The organism is Ralstonia sp. 1B3, assembly GCF_036631435.1.
In genome coordinates this window covers 17,506-37,278 of sequence record NZ_JAPNUG010000038.1, presented here as the reverse complement: position 1 = coordinate 37,278, position 19,773 = coordinate 17,506, and the positions used below count along the sequence as shown (strand labels likewise).

At 67.1% G+C, this 19,773-nt stretch carries 16 protein-coding genes; 3 read left to right on the top strand and 13 right to left on the bottom strand.

What is annotated here, in order from left to right; all coding sequences use genetic code 11:
- Nucleotides 1-18: 18 nt before the first annotated feature.
- Nucleotides 19-933, top strand: coding sequence for a glutaminase (locus OWR21_RS11170; protein WP_332395265.1), 915 nt, complete (start codon nt 19-21; stop codon nt 931-933).
- A gap of 37 nt (nt 934-970) precedes the next feature.
- Here the strand turns inward: OWR21_RS11170 and OWR21_RS11165 are convergent, their stop codons facing one another.
- Nucleotides 971-1,915 carry a LysR family transcriptional regulator gene (locus tag OWR21_RS11165; protein WP_147218461.1) on the bottom strand — a complete coding sequence of 315 codons (945 nt, stop codon included), beginning with the start codon at nt 1,913-1,915 and terminating at the stop codon, nt 971-973.
- On the bottom strand, nt 1,912-2,199 hold the full coding sequence (locus OWR21_RS11160) for a hypothetical protein (RefSeq protein ID WP_332395264.1): 288 nt from the start codon (nt 2,197-2,199) through the stop codon (nt 1,912-1,914). The genes OWR21_RS11165 and OWR21_RS11160 overlap by 4 nt, the downstream gene beginning before the upstream one ends.
- Before the next feature lie 198 nt (nt 2,200-2,397).
- Between OWR21_RS11160 and OWR21_RS11155 the strand changes: the two genes are divergently transcribed.
- Nucleotides 2,398-4,761 carry a DUF4781 domain-containing protein gene (locus OWR21_RS11155; protein WP_332395263.1) on the top strand — a complete coding sequence of 788 codons (2,364 nt, stop codon included), beginning with the start codon at nt 2,398-2,400 and terminating at the stop codon, nt 4,759-4,761.
- Nucleotides 4,758-9,881 (top strand): glutamate cyclase domain-containing protein, encoded by a 5,124-nt coding sequence (locus OWR21_RS11150; RefSeq protein WP_332395302.1) that lies wholly within the window; start codon nt 4,758-4,760, stop codon nt 9,879-9,881. The genes OWR21_RS11155 and OWR21_RS11150 overlap by 4 nt, the downstream gene beginning before the upstream one ends.
- An 84-nt stretch (nt 9,882-9,965) precedes the next feature.
- On the opposite strand, the gene OWR21_RS11145 is transcribed toward OWR21_RS11150, so the two are convergent.
- From OWR21_RS11145 to sctC, 11 genes are all read right to left on the bottom strand, one after another.
- A complete protein-coding gene (locus OWR21_RS11145; protein WP_332395261.1) occupies nt 9,966-11,033 on the bottom strand; it encodes an EscU/YscU/HrcU family type III secretion system export apparatus switch protein in 1,068 nt (355 codons plus the stop codon).
- Nucleotides 11,030-11,830, bottom strand: a complete 801-nt coding sequence (gene sctT / locus OWR21_RS11140; RefSeq protein WP_332395260.1) for a type III secretion system export apparatus subunit SctT — start codon at nt 11,828-11,830, stop codon at nt 11,030-11,032. The genes OWR21_RS11145 and sctT overlap by 4 nt, the downstream gene beginning before the upstream one ends.
- 4 nt (nt 11,831-11,834) lie before the next feature.
- The gene (locus OWR21_RS11135; RefSeq protein WP_332395258.1) at nt 11,835-12,329 is read right to left on the bottom strand and encodes a hypothetical protein; all 495 of its coding nucleotides are present in this window, start codon (nt 12,327-12,329) and stop codon (nt 11,835-11,837) included.
- A complete protein-coding gene (locus tag OWR21_RS11130; RefSeq protein WP_316876461.1) occupies nt 12,326-13,684 on the bottom strand; it encodes a FliI/YscN family ATPase in 1,359 nt (452 codons plus the stop codon). Before OWR21_RS11130 ends, OWR21_RS11135 begins: the two co-directional genes overlap by 4 nt.
- The gene (sctL, locus tag OWR21_RS11125) at nt 13,681-14,286 is read right to left on the bottom strand and encodes a type III secretion system stator protein SctL (RefSeq protein WP_332395256.1); all 606 of its coding nucleotides are present in this window, start codon (nt 14,284-14,286) and stop codon (nt 13,681-13,683) included. The genes OWR21_RS11130 and sctL overlap by 4 nt, the downstream gene beginning before the upstream one ends.
- On the bottom strand, nt 14,268-14,930 hold the full coding sequence (locus OWR21_RS11120; RefSeq protein WP_332395255.1) for a SctK family type III secretion system sorting platform protein: 663 nt from the start codon (nt 14,928-14,930) through the stop codon (nt 14,268-14,270). Before OWR21_RS11120 ends, sctL begins: the two co-directional genes overlap by 19 nt.
- Complete coding sequence (gene sctJ, locus OWR21_RS11115; protein ID WP_316876465.1) at nt 14,927-15,694, bottom strand: type III secretion system inner membrane ring lipoprotein SctJ; 768 nt, start codon at nt 15,692-15,694, stop codon at nt 14,927-14,929. The genes OWR21_RS11120 and sctJ overlap by 4 nt, the downstream gene beginning before the upstream one ends.
- A 1-nt stretch (nt 15,695) precedes the next feature.
- On the bottom strand, nt 15,696-16,277 hold the full coding sequence (locus tag OWR21_RS11110) for a hypothetical protein (protein WP_316876466.1): 582 nt from the start codon (nt 16,275-16,277) through the stop codon (nt 15,696-15,698).
- A gap of 61 nt (nt 16,278-16,338) precedes the next feature.
- The gene (locus OWR21_RS11105) at nt 16,339-16,542 is read right to left on the bottom strand and encodes a hypothetical protein (protein ID WP_147218483.1); all 204 of its coding nucleotides are present in this window, start codon (nt 16,540-16,542) and stop codon (nt 16,339-16,341) included.
- A 140-nt stretch (nt 16,543-16,682) separates the two neighbouring features.
- On the bottom strand, nt 16,683-17,876 hold the full coding sequence (locus tag OWR21_RS11100; RefSeq protein ID WP_332395253.1) for an FHA domain-containing protein: 1,194 nt from the start codon (nt 17,874-17,876) through the stop codon (nt 16,683-16,685).
- Nucleotides 17,836-19,770: a type III secretion system outer membrane ring subunit SctC gene (sctC, locus tag OWR21_RS11095; RefSeq protein ID WP_428984287.1), complete on the bottom strand. Its 1,935-nt coding sequence runs from the start codon at nt 19,768-19,770 to the stop codon at nt 17,836-17,838. The genes OWR21_RS11100 and sctC overlap by 41 nt, the downstream gene beginning before the upstream one ends.
- Nucleotides 19,771-19,773 lie beyond the last annotated feature (3 nt).

Here is a 19,773-nt window from a genome sequence, read left to right as displayed (position 1 = left end):
TTGCCCTCCTGGCCTGACATGGACTACCAAGCGATCCTGGACACCATCCACCGCGACATCCAGCCGTACCTCGGCCGGGGGCGGGTTGCCGATTACATCCCCGAGCTGGCCGGCGCCAGTGCGACGGATTTCGGCATGGCCCTCGTCACACTCCGCGGCGACGTCCACACGGTGGGCAAGGCGGATGTGCCGTTCTCGATCCAGAGCGTGTCCAAACTGTTTGCCTGCACGCTGGCCTTCCAGCTCGAAGGCGAAACGCTCTGGCAACGCGTCGGCCGCGAACCCTCCGGCAATGCATTCAACTCGCTGGTGCAGCTCGAATACGAGAACGGCATCCCGCGCAACCCGTTCATCAATGCCGGTGCGCTGGTCGTGACCGACGTGCTGTGCCGGCGCTTCGTGCAGGCCGAGACCGCGCTGGTGCAGTTCATGCGCCGCCTGGTCGACAACCCGCGCATCGACTATGTGCGGCGGGTGGCCGAATCCGAACTGGCCCATGCCGACCGCAACCGTGCGATGGCGCACTTCATGAAAAGCTTCGGCAACCTGCACATGCCGGTGGAAACCGTCATCGATGCGTACTGCCGCCAGTGCGCGATCGAGATGGACTGCACCGACCTCGCCCGCGCCGTGCTGTTTCTTGCCAACGGCGGCGTGGTGCCGTGGAGCGGCGAGCGCATCGTCGACGCCAGCCCCGCCAAGCGCCTCTCCGCGCTGATGCTGACCTGCGGCACGTACGACGCCGCGGGCGACTTCGTCTATCGCGTTGGCCTGCCCGCCAAGAGCGGTGTGGGCGGTGGCATCGTGGCCGTGCTGCCGGGCGAATTTGGCGTGTGCGTGTGGTCGCCTGGGCTGGACGTCAGCGGCAACTCGCTCGCCGGGTTGCAGGCGCTGGAATGGCTGACGACGCTGACCGGACGCTCGATCTTCTGACGCGGCCGCCACGGCACGCTTGCGTAATTCAGGCGGCTCAGGCCGCTTCCGTGTTGCGCTCGACTTCTTCGGCAATGGCGTAGCGCGGCCCGACCGACAGGCAGAATTCCCGCGCCATCGTGCGCGCCAGGCCAACGATGGCCTCATGCACCTCAAGCCCCGCCCCCGCCCGCCACGACGCGATGATCGGCAAGGCGGGTAGCGCCGGCTCCACTTCGAGCACCGTCAACGCGCCGCTCTCGATGCGGTCGCGCACCAGCACGGTGGGCAACGCACCCACGCCAAAGCCATCGCCCACCAGGCGCGTCATGGCGGCCACCGAGTTGACGCAGTTCACGCGCGGTGACTCCACCCCGCTCAGGTGCAGCAGGTTGAGCATGTCCTGATGCGGCCGCGAATTGCGCACGAAGGTGATGAGCCGTTCGCGCGCCAGCTCACCCAGGCTGGCATACGGGTGCGCCAGGCGGGAGTTGGTGGCCACCACCCAGTGGATCGGGTACTGCGCGAGCTGCACGTTGCGCACGCTCTCGGCGCGCAGCAGATCGGTCTGGAAGGCAATGTCGAGCGCGCCCTTCTGCAAGTGCTCGACGAGGTGCATGGCGCTGTCGGCCACGAGTTCGATTTCCAGCGCAGGAAACATCTCGGCCGTGCGTGCAACGAGCGGCGAGAGCCACGTATGGATGACGCTGTCCATCGCCCCCACGCGCACGCGCCCTTCAAAGCCCGGGCGCTGTGCCACTGCAGCCTGCAATTGGTGCAGCGTGCTCACCATGCGGTCGGCATATTCCAGCACCTTGTGGCCGTCGGGCGTGAGCTGCACGCCGCGCGTATCGCGGTCGAACAGGCGCACGCCCAGTTCTTCTTCCAGTGCGGCAATCCGCGCGGAAATGGACGCCTGCGTGGTGAACAGCTTGTCTGCGGTCAGGCGAAAACTGCGCAGCCGCGCCACCCAGACAAAGGTTTCCAGAAAACGTAGGTTCATGCCCTGCCCCTCGTGTTGTTGTATCTGGCGCCGTTGCTGCGCACGCGCATGCACGCCTGTTCGGCGGTTTTACCAATGCCGCGCCAAAACTGCCACGGAACCTCGTAGTTTCTACAACGCGGGCGCACCCACACCCGCACCGCGCTACGTAATTTGCCAATAGCTGCGCTGGCAACCGGCATCCAGAATGCCTTTATCACCCGATTGTTTTCAATCAGGCCCACCCCGCATGGGGCGCCGCTGGAGACCGCCATGCCCGCCATCGATGAGATCAACGGCCGCATCGTCTACTACCGTCCGCCCCCCCTGCGCCGCCTCCGCCCACCCCCGAGCAGAAACAAGCCGCCGCCAACGCCAAAACCCAGACGGACGCAGCCATCCAGACGGCCAACACGGCAGTCAACAACTACATCAACAACGGCGACGACTCCACGGCCGCGCAGGCCAAGCTCGACAAGCCGCTGTCCGACGTCATCAATTCGGTGCAGAACGAGTTGCGCCGGCAGGCCGACGAGGCACCGGCCGGCAGCGAAAAGAAGGCCATCGAAGACGCGGCCGCCGCCATCAAGAAACGCGACCCCGATGCGAAATGGCTCGACAAGATCGTCGACGACGCAAAAGACGCGGTGGAGAAGCAAGACCCGAGCCAGCGCACCGCGTCGGAAGCGCGCGACGGCGTGCTCGACGCGCAGGACAAGCTGCAGGACGCGCAAGACATCAAGGTCACCAACCGCACGATCGCTGAAGACAAGCAGGACTCGATCAACACGGCGCAGGCCAACCTGAACAAGGCCATCCAGGATTTCAAGGCGGCCCTCGGCGGCGAGCTTTCCACGTACGAAAACTTCGGCTCCGGCGACAACCTGAAGGCCGCCAACGACGCCGTCGATGCGCTGGCCAAGGCGCACCCGGACTGGGACGACGGCAGCCTCGCATTTGCCAGGAACATCGCCACGGCCGATGCCATTCAGTACCAGATCAACCACATCAACCCGAACGACCCGACGCTGTCGGCGCAGGACAAGGCGCTCGCCACCAACGACCCCGTGCAGTTCGCGTGCGTGCAGCTCGCGCGGCCTTACGCCAACGACCCGACCGCCGAGAAGATCTACGAGCAGATCGGCGCCGCCAGCTACGACGTGCGCGTGACGTACACCAAGGACCAGGTCGCCGCCAAGATGAAGGCCGGCGATGCCGAAGGTGCGCTGAAAATCCTGTCGACGAACATGAACGACGTGTCGGTCACCAGTGCCGACCCCGACGCACGCGCGCATCTGTACGAGGTGGCCGGCGCGCCCTTCTTCAACGCGCACAGCGACTACTTCAACAAGCAGATCACCGACCTCACGCAGGTCTACAAGTACAACCCCGACGACCCGGACGCCAACCGCAAGATGGCCGACAGCACCGTCAAGTACGACGCCGTCGGCAAATGGATGAAGGACCTCGCCAAGGTGGCGCCGCCCGAGGTGGCGGGCAACCTGCTCACCACCGTTGAGGACCGCTTCAACGACAACGGGCACTGGTTCCAGAGCAACGCCGGCCCCGACACATCGGGACTCGTGCCCCACGGCTCCGACTTCTACGGCGGCCTCAGCCTGACCGCCGCAGTGGCCGATGCGCCGCGCTTTGCCAGCGACCAGCCCAGCACCGACCACGCCCAGCAGGTGGCCGACTGGCTGACCACCAACTCCAACGCCAAGTCGTTCCTGTACAGCATGCAGACCTCCGGCTCCGGGGGCAGCATGCCGTCGTGGGTGCCGGTGCAGAACGCCGTGGGCGATGGCAACGGCGCCACGGTCACCAACGCGCTGATCCAGCAGCACGGCAAGGACTTGCCCAACGCCGACATGCTGCAGCGGGCCTTCGACCGCGGCAACGAGAAGGTCCAGCAGAAGCAGGCGGAGGCCGACTACAAGACGTTCCAGTCCGACCAGAACGGCGGGCTCAAGACCATCTTCGGGCAGATGTCCAAGGCCACGTTCGGCAAGGACACGCCGCTCTACAACGACACGGCGCAAACCTTCAGCGGCCCCGATGCCGACACGCAGCTCAAGAACTACATCGGCGGCGCGTTGATGATCCAGGCCGACAACGCGGGCGCGCAGAGCAGCGGCACGACCGGCACTGCCTGGTTTACCAGCGGCAACAGCACCAAGGTCATCAACGAGGTCGACAAAACGATCCACGAGGCGGGCGGCGACAACCCGACCGTGAAGGCGATTCCGATCGTCTACGTGGACAAGAGCGCGGGCGTGATGCCGACAACGTTGTTTGAAGTGGCCGACAAGAAGGGAGGCAAGCCGCACTACATCGACGATCGCGGCTGGGACTACAGCAGCCTCGATGATTACCGCCACAACAACGCGCTGTCCGACGGCGGCACGATCTACGTGCCGAAGAACCTTGCCGGCACGGTGGCGCTCGGCAGCAACGGCGTTCCCGACGTCGACCACTTCAGCGCGCACATCACCACCACGGGACAGAAGATCCGGCACGTGGTCGACATCGTGGCCGGCGTGGCGACGGCGGTAGGCGGCGTGATCCTGTCGGTCGGCACGTTTGGCGGAGCCGCACCCATTGGCGGCGCCCTGGTTGCGGTCGGCACAGGCTGGATCGTGGGCGAATCGATCGACCATCTCCACACGCTGGCCGACCACGGCCGCTCGTGGTCGCCCTCAACCCGGAAGCGACGAACGACTGGTTGGCCATCGTCACATCGGCTGCAGGCGAATACAGCCTTGCCGGCAAGGGCCTGGTCGCGGTATCGGACGTGGCCAATGCATCGAGGCTGTTCAAGATCACGCGCTCGGCGTCGGACCTCGTGGCCGGGGGCGGAGGCATGATCATGACCGGCGCGCAGGTCAAGGACCTGCTGATGTATGGCGACCGGATGTCGGGCTCGCAGAAGGCCGAATCCATCATGTTCCTGGGGCTCGGCCTCGGTCAGGTGGGCGCAACGCGCATGCTCGAACGTGTCGGGCTGTCGCAAGGCACTGAACGCGTCGGTCTGCTCAACGCACTGAAGAACAACGCCGACCGCTACAAGCCCACCGAGATGGCGCCCGATCCCACCACGGTAGCGGCCAATGATCCGGCCAGTGCCGGGCGCCCCACGACCGACCCGACCACCGAGCCGGTCATCCTGCAAGCCGGCGGCAAGACCCCGGAGCGAGGCGGCACCACACCCGGTAAAGACGGAAACGATGGAAACGACGGCAAGCCCGGCACCGACCCGATCGACCCGGCCACGGGCAAGCCCAAGGCTGCAGGGGATCCGGCCACCGAACCCGGCAAGACCGGCACACCGGGCGACGAAGGCAACCCGACCAACACGGGCCCTGCCCGCCCCTCGCGGCCGCTGCCGGGCGCCCTGGATGACCTGGCCAACCCGGAAGTCACGCTGACGAGTTTTACCGACACGCAAAAGGCACTCGACGCCGCCACGCAGAACGCGCTGTCGCAGCATGCCGACCTGCTGCTCGACGCCGAGAACTACCGCACCGACGGCACCACCATCGGCCGTCACCCGCGCGGCATCGGCGTGCGCCGGCTGGCCGCCAAGCTGGCCGAGATGAGCGACGAGCAGCGGCGGCTCATCCTGAGCAAGGCCGAGTTCGCACACGACACCGCCAACATCAAAGACCCGGTACGCATGAGCTGGCGCCAGCGCATGCAGCTCTATCGCGGGAAGTCGTCGGTATTCGGGCGCACGGCCGACCGCATCATGTCGCCGGTGGACCGCATCCAGGCGCTGTTCGTGGATCGCGGCATCCGCAAGTTCTTCGTCAAGGGCGGTACGGAAGACGCAGCCGCCGCGCTGAAAGACAGCCAGCGCATTCTGCTGGTGACGGGCTTCACCGTTGGGCGGGATCCGGTCTCCGGCCGCGCGCTGCCCGAAACGGACGGCCCCGTCGGCACTGCCGAAATGGCAGCCAAGCTCGCGCTGGCCGGCCGCGACATGACCATCGCCACCGATTCGGCGAACATGCCGGTCGTGCAGTCGGTGCTGGCGAGCTTCGATGGCGGGCACCTCGTCAAGCTGGAGCCGTTCGATGCCAAGCGCGGGCAGCCCGCTCGCGATGCCGCGAACGAACTGCTTGACCGCGTGCAGCCCGATGCCGTCGTCGCCATTGAACTGCCGGCCCGCAATGCCGACGGCGATTACCTCAACATGCGCGGCATCTCCGTGGCGGAAGTGAATGCCCCGAAGGATCAGATCGTGCTTGAGGCCAACAAGCGCAAGGGGATCATCACGGTAGGCGTGGGCGATGGTGGCAACGAGGCCGGCATGGGCAGCCTGCGCAGCAATATCCCGCCCGTCACGCTGGCCGACAACACCACGATCGATTTTGCATCGACCGTGCCGGTGGACCATCCCGTGACCGCATGGAACTCCAACTTTGGCGCGCAGGCCATCCTGGCCAACATGCTGCACCGCATGGGCCGCATGGACCTCATGACCACGCCGGAAGAACTGCACGCAGCCATCAAGGCTTCAGTCGATGCGGGGGCGGTGGACGGTGTCAGCCGCAAGAGCGAAGCCAGCGTCGACGGTTTCTCCTCACAGGTGCATCAGGGCATGCTCGTGCTGCTGCGCGAAGCGATGAACCACATGCCCAAGGACAAGACCTTCGACGAGGCCACGCCCACCGAGCCGTTTACGTTTGCCGCATTCGATTCCAGCAACGGCGGGCTGATCGCCGCCAAGAACATGCTGGCGACCATCAAGGCGCAAACCGGCGAAGACCTGCCCGTGGCCATCGTGGTCGACCACGCCAACGCGCCCTATGGCCCCAAGAGCCCGGACGCGCTCATCCGCCTGGTGGGCAACGGCCTGCAAACAGCGCAACGCCTGAAGGCCGCCATGGTTGCCATGGCCTGCAACACGGCCTGCACGGCCTTCCCGAAGGCGCTGGAAAACGTGGACGTGCCCGTCATCGATCTGGTCGACGTCACCTCGCGCGCCATCGTCGAGCACGGCGGAGAGCGCCCGGCAGTCATCGCCACCGCCGGCACCGTCAAGAGCCACGCCTATCAAGACAAGGTGGCCGCGCTGAGCGGCAGCCCCCCGCCGCAGGCCGTCGCCGCCCATAAGTTTGCGGATTTCGTCAACGAGCTCAAGCACAAGAGCGACAATCCGGCGGTCAAGAAAGAACTGCAGGAGGCATCCGACCTGTACGTATCGGAACTGGACGAGGGCACCACATCGCTGTGGCTGTGCTGCACGCACTATCCAGCCATGAAGGATTTCCTCGTGACGTCGCTGCAGAAGCGCGGCTTGGATATTCCCGTGGTCGACCCGATGCAGTACCAAGCCAAGGCGGTGCTCGATGCCATCGGCCAACAGGAATGGAAGGTGCCCAGCGCGGCGTATTCGTCCGATCCGTATGTCGTCACCTCCGGCAAGACGGGGCCGGTGAGCGAGTCGGCGCAGAACCTGATGGAGCGGCCCGATGTGCCAGTGCAACGCGTGCGCAGGTTTGGCCCCGGCAGGACGCTGGATAGCGTGATTCCTTCGAACGCGCGGCTTGAGCCCAGCCCCATCACCAATGCCGTGCAGGCGCTGTTCACCGGCGACTCGGTCCGCATTGAAAACCCCTTGGGCATCGACCGGGCGGCCGCCGCGCTGCAGGACAGCAATCGCATTCTGGTACTGGCCGGCGCCCGCAACGCCCACGGCGCAGTCGATACCGACGGCATGGCAGGCGCCGCTGTGTTCGGGCATGACATGCAGGCGGCGGGCAAGAATGTCGTTTACGTGGTCCCGCATGAAGCCGTGCCGGCGCTCGATGCCGCTTTGCAGGCGCGCGGTGCCGCCGTCAACGACTACAGCATCGTCCCGTTCAACGCGGAGCCCGGCGAGCCGGCGCGCACCACCGCGCAAGACCTCATCAATGAGGCGTCGCCGGACACGATCGTCTCCATCAACGTGCACGGCCGCAATGCCGATGGCCGCTATATCGACCAGAACGGCAACGACGTCACCGACCAGACCGTGCCGCTGGACGAGGTCGCCATTGCCGGCTGGAAGACCGACGGCGTGACCACCATCGGTGTCGGCTCGCGCGGGCATGAAGCCGGCATGGGCAACACGCGCCGCACGGCCGCGCAGGTGACGCTGCCCGATGGCACGGTCGTGGACCCGCGTTCCGTGGTGCCGGCCGACCACTACGTGAGTGCGTCCAACTCCAACTGGGGCGCGCACGGTCTCGCGGCTTCGGTGCTGGAAGCCGCCGGCCGCACGGATCTGCTGACCACCCATCAGCAGCACATGGACGCGCTGAACGCCACCGCCAGCGCCGGTGCGGTCGATGGCGCGACGGGCCAGGCCACCGGCACGGTGGGCGGACACGACAGCAACACCTACCAGACCGTCGTGCAGATGATCAACCTGGCGGCAGGCAAGAAGCCCAATGCGCCGCCACCCACAGCCGCAAATGCAACGGGGCCGAAGGGGCCGACGGGCCCAGATGGCGCGCAACCCAAAGAGCCCGCGTCGACCACGGAGCCGATCACTGCAAAGAGCAGCGAAGCCGGCGACGACGGCAACGGCACCCCGCCCACCGAGCCGGACAGCGCCGCCAGTGCCGGCGAACCCAAGCGCAAGCCGTGGATCCGCTGGATCTTTGCGGGATCGCTCACGGGGGCATTCTCCACGGCGGCGAGCTCAGCAACGCTCACCGGAAGCGCCGCTACGCATGCGGTATTCGATCCGTCCATCACCAGCCCGCTGTCCTTCATGTATCGCGGCGGCATCGCGGCGTTGCGAGCCAACAAGACACGCGCCGTCTCTGACCAAGTCGGCAAGCTGGGCACAGAAGATTCGGACGCTGCACTGGCTTGGCTCAAGACCAACATGTCCGACCACGGGCGCCGCTGGGGCGTGACGAAGAGCGACCGGCAAACCATCGCCGACGCGGTCACGCGGTTCCAGGACAACCCCGATGCGCTGACGGCCGCGCTGTCCAAGGTCGACGATCCCAAGGCCAAGGATGACCCCGACGTGCAAGCACTACTGGCACTCAAGGGGGCGCCGGGCAAGCTGCTGTCGCCCAAGAGCCCCGTGGGCCGCGCGAACGACACGCTGCAACTGCTCACGCTCGCGCTCAACAACGGCAACACGGCTTACTGGTTTGCCACGCACGGCGCGCACCTGAACACACCGTCGTTCTGGAGCAACGCGCTGTTCCTGAGTGCCAACCTGGCGCTGTCGAGCCGCAACTTTGCCGGCCGCCTGGGCGCCACGTTCAACGACAAGGCGACCAACACAAGCCCGTGGTTGAACCGTGCGCAGGCATTCACGATGTCGCTGTACACGGTCGGCTCGGTGCCGCTGGCAATGAACGACGCGCTCATGCATACGAACAGCCCGGCCATGGGCGCCACCAAGGCGGCATTGGACCTCGCATTCGGTGCGGGCGCGCTGCGTATTGCCGGCGACCTGATGCCCAAGGTCGGCCAGCGGTTGCCGAGCCACGCCATGCTGCCGGGCGGCGTGATCCTGGGCGTGGCGGCAGTCACCCGCTTCGGCATCGAGCTGTTCGTGCCCAACCAGGCGGCCAAACCGGCCGTGGCGAACGTGCAGGCCAACGGCAACGGGCAGGATCAGGACAACCAGCCCATTGCCGCGTTCCCGCTGCCCGACATGCAGGGCGTCAGCGGTGATCTGCTGCGCGCCAACGCCCCGCACGCGTTGCCATCGATCGGCACAGGCACCTCACCGCAGTACGCGATCGTTGGCCCAGGCGGCACGCTCTGGCAATTGAGCGCGGCCGATGCCGCCAAGCTGCTCGGCACCACAGGCCCAGCATCCGACGCGCGCACCGCAGCCGCGCTGGACAAACTGCCGCCGATGAACAGCCAGTTCGACTGGTCCGCGCTGGATGGCGATCCATATACGCCAGCCACAACGGGGCAGGACCCGGATCTGGTCGTCCCGGGTGACCTCGTGCGGATCGGATAACGGATAACGGAGAAAGCGAGCCTGCAGCGGCGGGCGCAGCAGTCAGGCGCTCGCCGCGTTTTTTCCCGCGTTCTTTTTGCGCGTTCAGGAGGTAGACGACACGTACGGGTTGCCCACCGCGTCTGCGCCTTCGGCCCAGCGCAGCAGCGCGGCCACATCGCGGAACAGCGTGCGGTCGATGGTGGTATCCATCGGCACGGTGTCGTGCAGGCGCTCCGCCAGGCCTGCATTGGCGGCGGTCGGCACGAGGTGGTATTCGGCCATCTGCCGGATGCGCTGGACAGCCTCGCCACTGCCCTTGGCGATCACCATCGGCAGCGTGCCGTCGCCGGGGTAATACAACGCCACGGCATGCCGCGCGCTGAACACGATGGCGGTGGCAATGCGCATGCGATCTTCCAGCGCGCTGTATTGCACTTCCAATGCAAGCTGGCGGCGGCGCCCCACGATGTGCGGATCGCCCTGCAGTTCGCGGTGCTCGCGGCGCAGCTCTTCGGTCGACATGCGGTTCTTCTTGAAGAACTCGAAGCGCACGTGCCAGTAGTCCAGCGCGGCCATCAGCACATACACCACCGCCGCCCAGCCAAACAGCAGAAGAACGAGATGCGCGACGACCGCCAGAATCGCCGCCGGCCGCCCATAGCCGGCCTGCAGCGGCAGCGCCAACGACCCGCGAATCACCACAAACAGCGTCAGCGCCAGGCAAGCCACCTTGAACAGCATGATGGCCAGGCCGATCAGGTTGCGCACGGAAAACATGCGCTGGATGCCCTCGCCTGGATTGAGCCGCGACATTTTCGGCGTCAGGCGTTTGGGCGCGAACATGCCGCCCACCTGGGCAAACGCCCCCAGCGCCGCCAGCAGGGTCACCAGCACCAGTACGGCTGCGCTCAACAGGAGCCACTCCGCGCCTGCCGATGCCAATGCCTGCCGGACCGCCGCAGTCGGGTCGCGCGCCTGCGCCACGGCGGTCACGTTCTGTATGAGCAGGCCACGCAGGCGTTCGAGCAACCACGGACCGCCTTGCCACAACAGCACGAGTATTCCGATAAAGACGAGCGCGCTCGTCACGTCCGTGCTGCGGACGACCTCGCCTTCGCGCCGCGCATCTTCCAGCCGGCGCTGTGTTGGCTTGTGCTGTTTCTCGCTCATGCGCCGGGACTGTGCAGCAGCGCACGCAACAGCCAGACCATCTCGCCGTTGCCGGCCAGGAAGGTGCGCATCGACTCGAAGACAAAGCCGAGGAACAGCACCATCATCAGCACGGCCAGCAGGCTCTTCACGGGCTGGGCAAACAGGAACACGTTCAACTGCGGCACCGAGCGGTTGATCAGCCCGATGCCCAGCTCCGCCACCACCAGCACGATGATCACCGGTGCGGCCAGCTTGAGCGTCCAGCCGAGCACGCTATCAGCCTCGTGCACGGCAAACTGCTCCAGCGCAACCGACGCGCTGGGCAGCATGCGTTCGATCGGCCAGAGCTTGTACGACTCGAAGAACGCGCCGAGCATCACGTGCAGGCCGCCGCCCGTGACGAACAACGTGACGGCCATGAAGCCGAGAAAGCTCGCGGTCGGCCCGCTCTCGTGCCCCGCTACGGGGTCGAAGAAGGAGGCGTTGCCGGAGCCGGTCTGAAAATCGATGAGGTGGCCGATGTTCTCGATGGCCCAGAGCAGCGCACCAAAGGCCATGCCCAGCAGCACGCCGATCAGCGCCTCCTTGAGCGCCAGCGCCATCCACAGGCCGCCGCCCTGCACGTTCATCGCCGCGCCCTCCATGGATGGCGCCACGAACACCGCCAGGATGGCGATGAACCCGCTGCGCACCATGCCCGTCACCACGCGCCCGCTGAACACGGGCACGATGAACATGATGGGCAGCAGACGCGGCATCACCAGCAGCGCCTGCCGGAACAGGCCTTCCATGGAGTGCGGATCGAACCCTTGCATCGGCTCAGGCGGTGGTTTTCTGGCCGGCAAACTGGCGCGCGAGCTGGGCTTCGAGCGCGGCGTCTTCTTCCTGCCATTCCGTCGCGCGGCGCCGCGCGGCCACCATGCGCTGTTCGGCGCGGTCGACCGCTTCGCATTTGGCGTTGGCACGCGCGACATGCCGCTGCGCGCGTGCCTGCGCCATCTGCTCGGCTGCCAGCGCCGTGCCGGTCTGCTGCGATTCGACATGCGCTTCGGCAATGGCGCGATCCAGCGCCAGCCGCGCAGCATTGGCCCCGCATAGCAGCGCGACGGCACTGCGCGCATCTTCACGCACGGCTTGCTCGATGGCGGCGTCGTGCGCGGAACGGGCCGATACCGTCTGCTGCAGCCCCTGCTGTGCCGCCGCGTTCTGCGCGGCAGCCTGCGCCACCAAGGCAGCCTGCTTCTGAGCCCGCGCCACGGCACCGAGCTTGCGCGCCTCGCGCACGCGGGCGAGTTGACGGAGTACGTCGCTCATAGCGCCCCCACCACGGCTTCGAGATCGGCCACCGTGCGCTCCAGCTTCACATGCGCATCGGCGTCCTGCTCAAAGAAGCGTGACAGCGCGGCATGCGCGCGCAATGCGGTATCGCCCAGGGCGTCGCTGCCCTCGCGGTATTCGCCAATCTGCACGAGCAATTCGATCTCCTGGTATTTGGCCAGCAGTTCGCGCACGCGTTGCGCGGCGGCGCGGTGCGCGGGCGTCGTCACCTGCGGCATCACGCGGCTGATACTGGCCAGCAGGTCGATGGCCGGATAGCGCCCCGCCAGCGCCTGCTTGCGTGAGAGCACGATGTGCCCGTCGACGATAGAGCGCACTTCTTCGGCAATCGGGTCGCTCTCTTCGTCGCCTTCCACGAGCACGGTGTAGAAGGCCGTGATGACGCCATGCGCACCGGCGCCCGCGCGCTCCAGCAATTGCGGCAACACCGAGAACGTCGACGGCGGAAAACTGCGCCGCGTGGGCGGCTCGCCGCTCGCCAGGCCCACCTCGCGCTGCGCGCGCGCAAAGCGCGTGAGCGAATCGACCAGCAGCAGCACGTTCTTGCCCCGGTCGCGAAAGTACTCGGCCACGGCGGTAGCCACCAGCGCGCACTTCACCCGCTCCATGGCCGGGCGGTCAGAAGTCGAAACCACCAAAACCGTCTTGCGCCGCGTCGCCTCGGGCAGGCACAGCTCCAGGAATTCGCGCACCTCGCGCCCGCGTTCCCCGATCAGCGCGATCACGTTGACGTCGCTCTGCGCGCCGCGCGCAATCATGCCGAGCAGCGTGCTCTTGCCCACGCCGGATGGCGCGAAGATGCCCAGCCGCTGGCCAATGCCCACCGTCAACATGGCGTCGATGGCGCGCACGCCGGTGGAAAGCGGTGCGTCGATGCGGCGGCGTGACAGCGGGCTCGGCGGCTCTGCGTGCGTGGAAACACGTTCGTTGGTGAAGAGCGGCCCGGCGTCATCCATGGGCGCGCCCAGCCCGTCGAGCACGCGGCCAAGCAGCGCATCGCCCACGCCAAAGCGATGTGCGCTGCCGGACGGGATCACCTCCGTGGCGGCAGACAAGCCGTGCACGCTGCCCAGTGGCGTCAGCAAGGTGGACTGCCGCTCGAAGCCGACCACTTCCGCATAGACGCTGCGCTCACCGGGCGTACGCAATTCGCACACCTCGCCCAGCCGCGCCTGGATGCCGGATGCGTTCAGCATGAGCCCCACCGCACGGTGAATGCGCCCGCGCATCTGCACGCCGGTGCCCACGCCGTCGGCGCGATCCAGCACGCCGCGCAGGCTGCGTTCCAGATCGCCCGCGTCGATGATGTGGCTCACGGCCGGTTCGGTCATGCTTCGTCCCCCACCAGCGCGGCGTGCAGCGCAGCCAGTTGCGTGTCGATGCCGGCCTCGAGCACGCCCGATGCGGTTTCCACCACCAATGCCTCTTCCGACAGGCTGGCATCGGGCACCACGCGCACGCGGCGGGTACCGTCGGTCATGGTGCCGAGCACACGCTCAAGATCGGCCACCTGCTGCGGGGCGATGCGTACCGTCAGCACAGGCTCGTGCTCGACCAGCGTTTCGATGCGGGAAAAGGCCTTGGCATAGATGGCGTCGCGCGGCAGGTCGGCCGCCAGCTCGCGCACCGTGCGCGTGACGAGTTCCGCCATCAACTGCTTCATGGCGGCCAGGGCGCGCGCGTTCGCCAGCGCATCGGCGTACAGGCGCGTGGCGGCTTCGCGTTCGCCCTTTTCATAGCCGGCGTCGTAGCCGGCCTTGAGCTGTTGCTCACGATGGGCCTCGGCATCCTTGAGCAGGCGCTCCCGCTCCTCCTGGGCAGTGCCGAGGATGCTCGTGGCATCGAGCAGCGCGGCGTACTCGTGCTGTTTGAGCACCTTACGCTCGCTCAGGATGTGCAGCTTGTCGGTGGTAATCAGAAAAGCCAGTCCCATGCCGGCACCTGTTCAGGAATCAAACTCAGCCGCAGCAGCTCGCCCAGTTCTGCGCGCTGCGTGCGGCCCAGCAAATACGGTGGCCGATCGGCATCGGCGGCGTTGCGGGGAAACTTCAACGCCAGCCGGCGGATGACGGCCGGGCCGAAGGGCACCAGAAAATCAGTCAGCAGCCGGCGACCACGGGCACGCAGCGTTTCCACCGCCAGGCGCGGATACTGGCGCTGCGCCTGCAGGGTCTCGGCGACGGCCTCGAAGGCCGGCATGCGCTCCAGCGCGAATGCCACCAGCGGTGCGCCGAACGCCAGGTCGATGGCCTGCCGCGTCTTGCGCGACACCTCGCCCTCGCGCAGCCACTGGCGATGCAGGCACAGGCCGCAGCACACCGCCATGCGCCCCAGTGCGTCGGCAGGCAGCAGAGCGATGCGCTTTTCCACGGGAGCAAAGTCGTAGTCCCATTCGCCCTGCAGCTGATGGGCCTGCAGCAGCGCCCGCGCCAGCACGGCGCGCCCGGCCTCGCCGTAACGGGCGGGGTCGCGCAGCGGGAGCGGCCAGTCCGCCGGCAGCCACGATGCGTCGATGTAGCGATCCGGCCGCAGGTTGAACGTGGCGACCAGCGCTGCCAGGCGCGCATCGAGAGTCATGACGCGCGCTCCGGCCTGCGTCCGGCGAGGTTGTCGAACACGCCACGCCGCCATGCGACGAGACCGGTCACCACCAACGCCGCGACGATCAGCAAGCCGAGCAACCACACCAGCGGGTTGCGCGTGCTGAATGTGCCGAGCAACGCCGCGCCTTTGCGCACATCCACGGGCACCGGCTGCGCGCCCTGCAGGAACAGCGATACGTTGTCGTAGCTCAGCCCCTCGATGCTGTGCGCGACGAGGTCTTTCACCATCGGCGCCATGGCGGTGAGGTTTACGCCGGGCCGGTAGCGGATGTACACGGCTGCAGACGCGGGCTTGGCCTTGTCGGCCAGCGGGTCGTTCTCGGGAATGACGACGTGCACGTGCGCGAGCATCACGCCGTCCACATCCAGCAGCGTGCGCGACAGCTCCTGCGATACGCCGTAGATGTAGCGCACGCGTTCTTCGGCCGGCGTGGCCACCAGGCCCTGCTTCTGAAACACCTGGCCAAGCGACGCGAGGCGCGGGCGCGGCAGGCCCTGCGCGCGCAGCACCGCCAGCGAGGGGCCCATGTCGGCCTGGTCGACGGTGAGCGTCCAGGTGCGGCCCTCCTGCCCCTGGCCGTCCTGCACGAGCTTCTGGCCGCTGATGCCGGCTGAGGACAGCGCGGCCACCATCTCGTTGACCTCGACCTCCGACAGGCCGGTGTACAGCTCCTGCTCGCACCCGGCCAGGCCGAAGAGGCAGGCAAGCGCCATCAGCACACCCAGCAATCGGTTCATGTCAGCCTTCCTGGTTCTTCAGCAGCGAGTGGCTTACGCCGTTGGCGGCCTGCGCAAAGCTCATGTCCATCTGGTACTCGGCCAGCGTCATCGAGGCGAAGTAGCTGAAGTCGGCGAGCTTCACCATCGTCATGGTCACGTCCATGCTGTCGAGCGAATCGAGCATCTCCTGGCGCTTGCTGTTGATGCTGGTGTAGCGCTCGTTGAGGTCGTGGCCGTAGTCGCGCCACTGGCCCATCGCACCATCGGCGCCGGGCCCCCGTGTGAATGAGAACGACACATCCGGCACCGGCGACGGCGTTGCGTTGCCGGCCATCGGAATCGGCTGCGGCGGTAACGTCGCCGGCTGCGCCGCGGTGGTCGCAACGGGGCGCATCATGCTGCCGAACTGCTGCGCGTCGGTGGGCATTGCAGCCTGCGTTGCTGGAGCGCCGATGCCCTGTTCGACCTGCCCCGGCCCTTGGGCCGCATACGCGGCGGGGTTCACCTGTGCGGCCTGGCTGGCGCCGGCAGCACCGCCGGCTTGCACCTGTGCGGCCTGAGTCGCGGCAACGGCCGCAATCGCGTTTGCTTCGATCGACATCGTGCCCTCCTGAATTCGATGAAGCGGCGGCAGGCCGCGCCCGCCGCCGCTGGGTTGCGCGTCAGCTCGCGCGTGCGCCGTCGCGGACGGCACCGGCAGCGGAGGCTGCCGTGTTGCTCAGCGATTGGGCCGCGCCGATGATGCCGCTGGCGGCGGCGCCCTTAGCTGCGGCGGCCTGCACGGCCGTGGCGATCTTCAGCTGGTCTTCGCCGGACTGGTTGATGCTGCCGATGGCGCCGTCGACGCCGGTGGTGGGTGTACCCATGGTGCTCTCCTGGATGTCAGTCAAAAGGGTGAAAAGGGACTACCAACTTCACTGTCAACTGCTTGCGGTGGAAGCCGACATCGCATCTGCCGGCCCCTCCGTACGACACACCCCGCGCGCGGGAAAGGGAACCCGCTGCGCTACGGTGTTTGCGGCTGCACCGGCCATGTGACCGATTGCCCGCCGCGGTCGAGCACCACACCATCTGAAGCGATGCTCTTCACCTGGAGGCCGCCCTTGAGCCGGGCGCCCTCGAAATACAACTGGCCGTCGCGCGTCTGCACAAACCGCGTGCCGTCTTCGTCTTCGTACGTGCTGACGATGGCGGGCAGGCCGTCGGCGCGCGGCGTTTCGGCCGCGATGTTCGGCGGCGGCGGGCCATCCCACGCCACGCGGTCGACCACTTCGACGGCGGGCTTGGCGTCGCGCGCGTAGTTGCGGATGCGCTGCCAGGCCTGGGCGCGATCGGCCGTGCCGCTCACCACGATGCGACCGTGTCCTTCGTAGGCCACGTTCAGCGCGGCGGTGCCGCTGGTGCCGCCCGCACTGAAATACTGCTGCGCGGCGGCCAGCAGGTCGCTCACCACGTACACCTCGCCGATCGACACATCGGACAACCCGCGCGCGCGGCTCAGCAGCGCCTGGTGGTCGGCCTCGGTCGGCACGTAGCCGGAAACACGCGAGGTGCCGTCCGACGCGGGCGTCACCACGATCTCCGGCGGGTCGCCCAATGCATGACGCACCTGCGCCGCGCGCGCCGCAGGGTCGCGGCCCCAGAGCGACCAGCCGTCGTGCCCGGCAAACGCCACCACGCCACCGGCCAGCAGGACCGCAAGCCACAGGCCGATGCCGGCCACCAGCCACGTCCGCCCGCGGCCCGCCTTGGTCGACACTCGCGACAGCCACACCGCCGCGGCCAGCGGCAGCCACGACGGCACGCGCTCTGCCAGCACCGCGGCACCCGCGCCTTCCACCGCGGCGGCTGGCATGCGGATCGTCCCGACCTTCTCGATGCCGACGCGGATGTCGCCCATGGCGATCACATCGCCCGGCACCACGCTGCGGCGCGTCTGGCCGAACGGCTGGCCGTTGAGCGTGGGCTCGGCGTCGTCCAGCCGCCGTGCGGACACCGCGATGCCGCCTACCTCGAACATCAGCTCCCGCGCGGCGACGCTGCTGTCGGGCACGATGATTTCGCAGGTGGGCGCCGAGCCGACCACGTTGGCGCCCATCCGCAGCGGCATCGATCTGCCGTACAGAGGACCGCTCAGGAAGCACAGCTTCCAGGGCGATTTATCCGAGTGCGGCGAGGGTTGTGTGGCTGGCGGGTTCATGCAGTCGCGAAACAGGCGGCGTGGGCAAGGCACCGACACTGGCCGGCGGCTGATTGGGTGCCGGCGTGTCGGGCAACGGGCCCGGTTTCCAATCGGTCGCACCCGGCACCGGCATGCCAACGCCCGGGATCGACACGGCGGGCACGTCGTTCGGGTTGGTGCTGGCGGTGGTCAGGACGCGCGGGGTCAGCAGATAGAAGCGCTCCATGTGCTGGCCGGTCTTGTTGGTGTACTTGAACAGGTTGCCGATGAAGGGCACGTCCGACAGGAATGGAATGCCCGACTTGGTGTTGTTCAGGCTGTCGGAGTTGAAGCCGGCAATCAGCAGGCTCTTGCCCTCTTCGATCATCGCCTTGGTCACGATCGAGCGCTCCTGCACCACCGGCAGTTGCGAGACGCGGTCGTTGGTCAGGTTGCCGTCGTCGATGTCGATCGACATCATCACGCTCATCTGCCCGGCTTCGTTGACGATGAGCGGCGTGACCTTCACGCTCGTGCCCGTCGTGATGCCGTACAGCGACGCATCCTGGAAGCCCGACACCGGCACGTAGAAGTGGATGAGGTTTTCGAGGATGGCCTCGGTGTTGTCCAGCGCCAGCACCTTCGGCTTGGCCTGCAGTTGCGCGTTGCCGCTCTGCGTGAGTGCGTTGATGCGCGCCAGCAGGTAGTTGCGCAGGCTGCCGCCAATCGACGCGGTGAGCGCCATGCCAACCGGCGTGGTGGCGCCGGTCTGGCCGTCTTCGGTAGTGCCCACGTTGAAGGTGAGCGGCGGGTTGTTGCCGTTGCCGGATTGGAAATCGCCGTGCTTGGTGTGCAGGCGCCAATCCACGCCCAGGCTGTCGAGCGAATCCGTGCTGATGTCGATGATCGTGAGGTTGATCTCCACCAGCCGCGGCTTGGTATCGAGCGAGGCGATCAGGCGCTCGTACTGCGCCATGTGCTCGGGCACGTCGCGGATGAGCACGGCGTTGATGCCGGCGTCGGCTTCGATACGCGGCAGGTCAGGCGGCGTACCACCGCCCGATGCGGCGGGCGCCTGCGCGCTGTAGCCGGAATCCCCTTGCGACCCTGCCAGCGGGATCTCGATGCGCGGCACGTTGATGCTGTCACCGGAGCTGAGCTTCATCTGCCGCGTCGGCCCGGTCAGCCGCATGGCGCGCGTGGGCGACATGCCGGGGCTGCTGGCTGCCGGATTGGGCGCGCCCAGCAGCCGACGCATCATGGTGGCAATGCCGGGAATCGTCACGGGCTTGCCGGACCGGTTGATCTCCACATCGCCCGCCCAGGCGTACTTGAGCGGGAATGCGCGAATCTCGGCGCGGTCCGCACCGCGTGACGGATCGGCAATCGATGCAATGGCCTGGCGCACGAGTTCCACATAGCGCTTCGGGCCAGACGCGTAGACCGTGTTCTCCTTGTCGCTCACGACGAGCGGGAAGCGCTGATCTGTGATCTGCATGGCGCGCAGGATCTGCGCAAGTTCCGGGCCGCTGCCCTTCGGGATCGGGAACACCTGCGTCTGTGAATCGTCGGCGCGGTCCACGTAGATGAGCGAGCCGTCGTAGTACCAGGTGAGCCCGTAGGTGGCGCACACGGTATTGAGCGTGCTGGCCGGCGGGCCCGAGAACTTGCCGTTGATCGTGCCTTCCACCTTCGGGTCGACGACCGCCGTCACGCCCTGGGATGCCGCCAGCTCGCGGATGAAATCGCCCACTTTCTTGCCTTCGGCCACCAGCGTGTACGACCGGTTGCGCCAGCGCAGCTCGGCCGCCTCCACCACGGCCGCCGTCGTCAGCAGCCACAGGCACGCCGCTGATGCACTCCACTGCAGGAATCGATAGCGTTTGTTCACGCGTGTTCTCGCTCGGTTATGTTGTTGTTCGTTCAGCGCCATCTC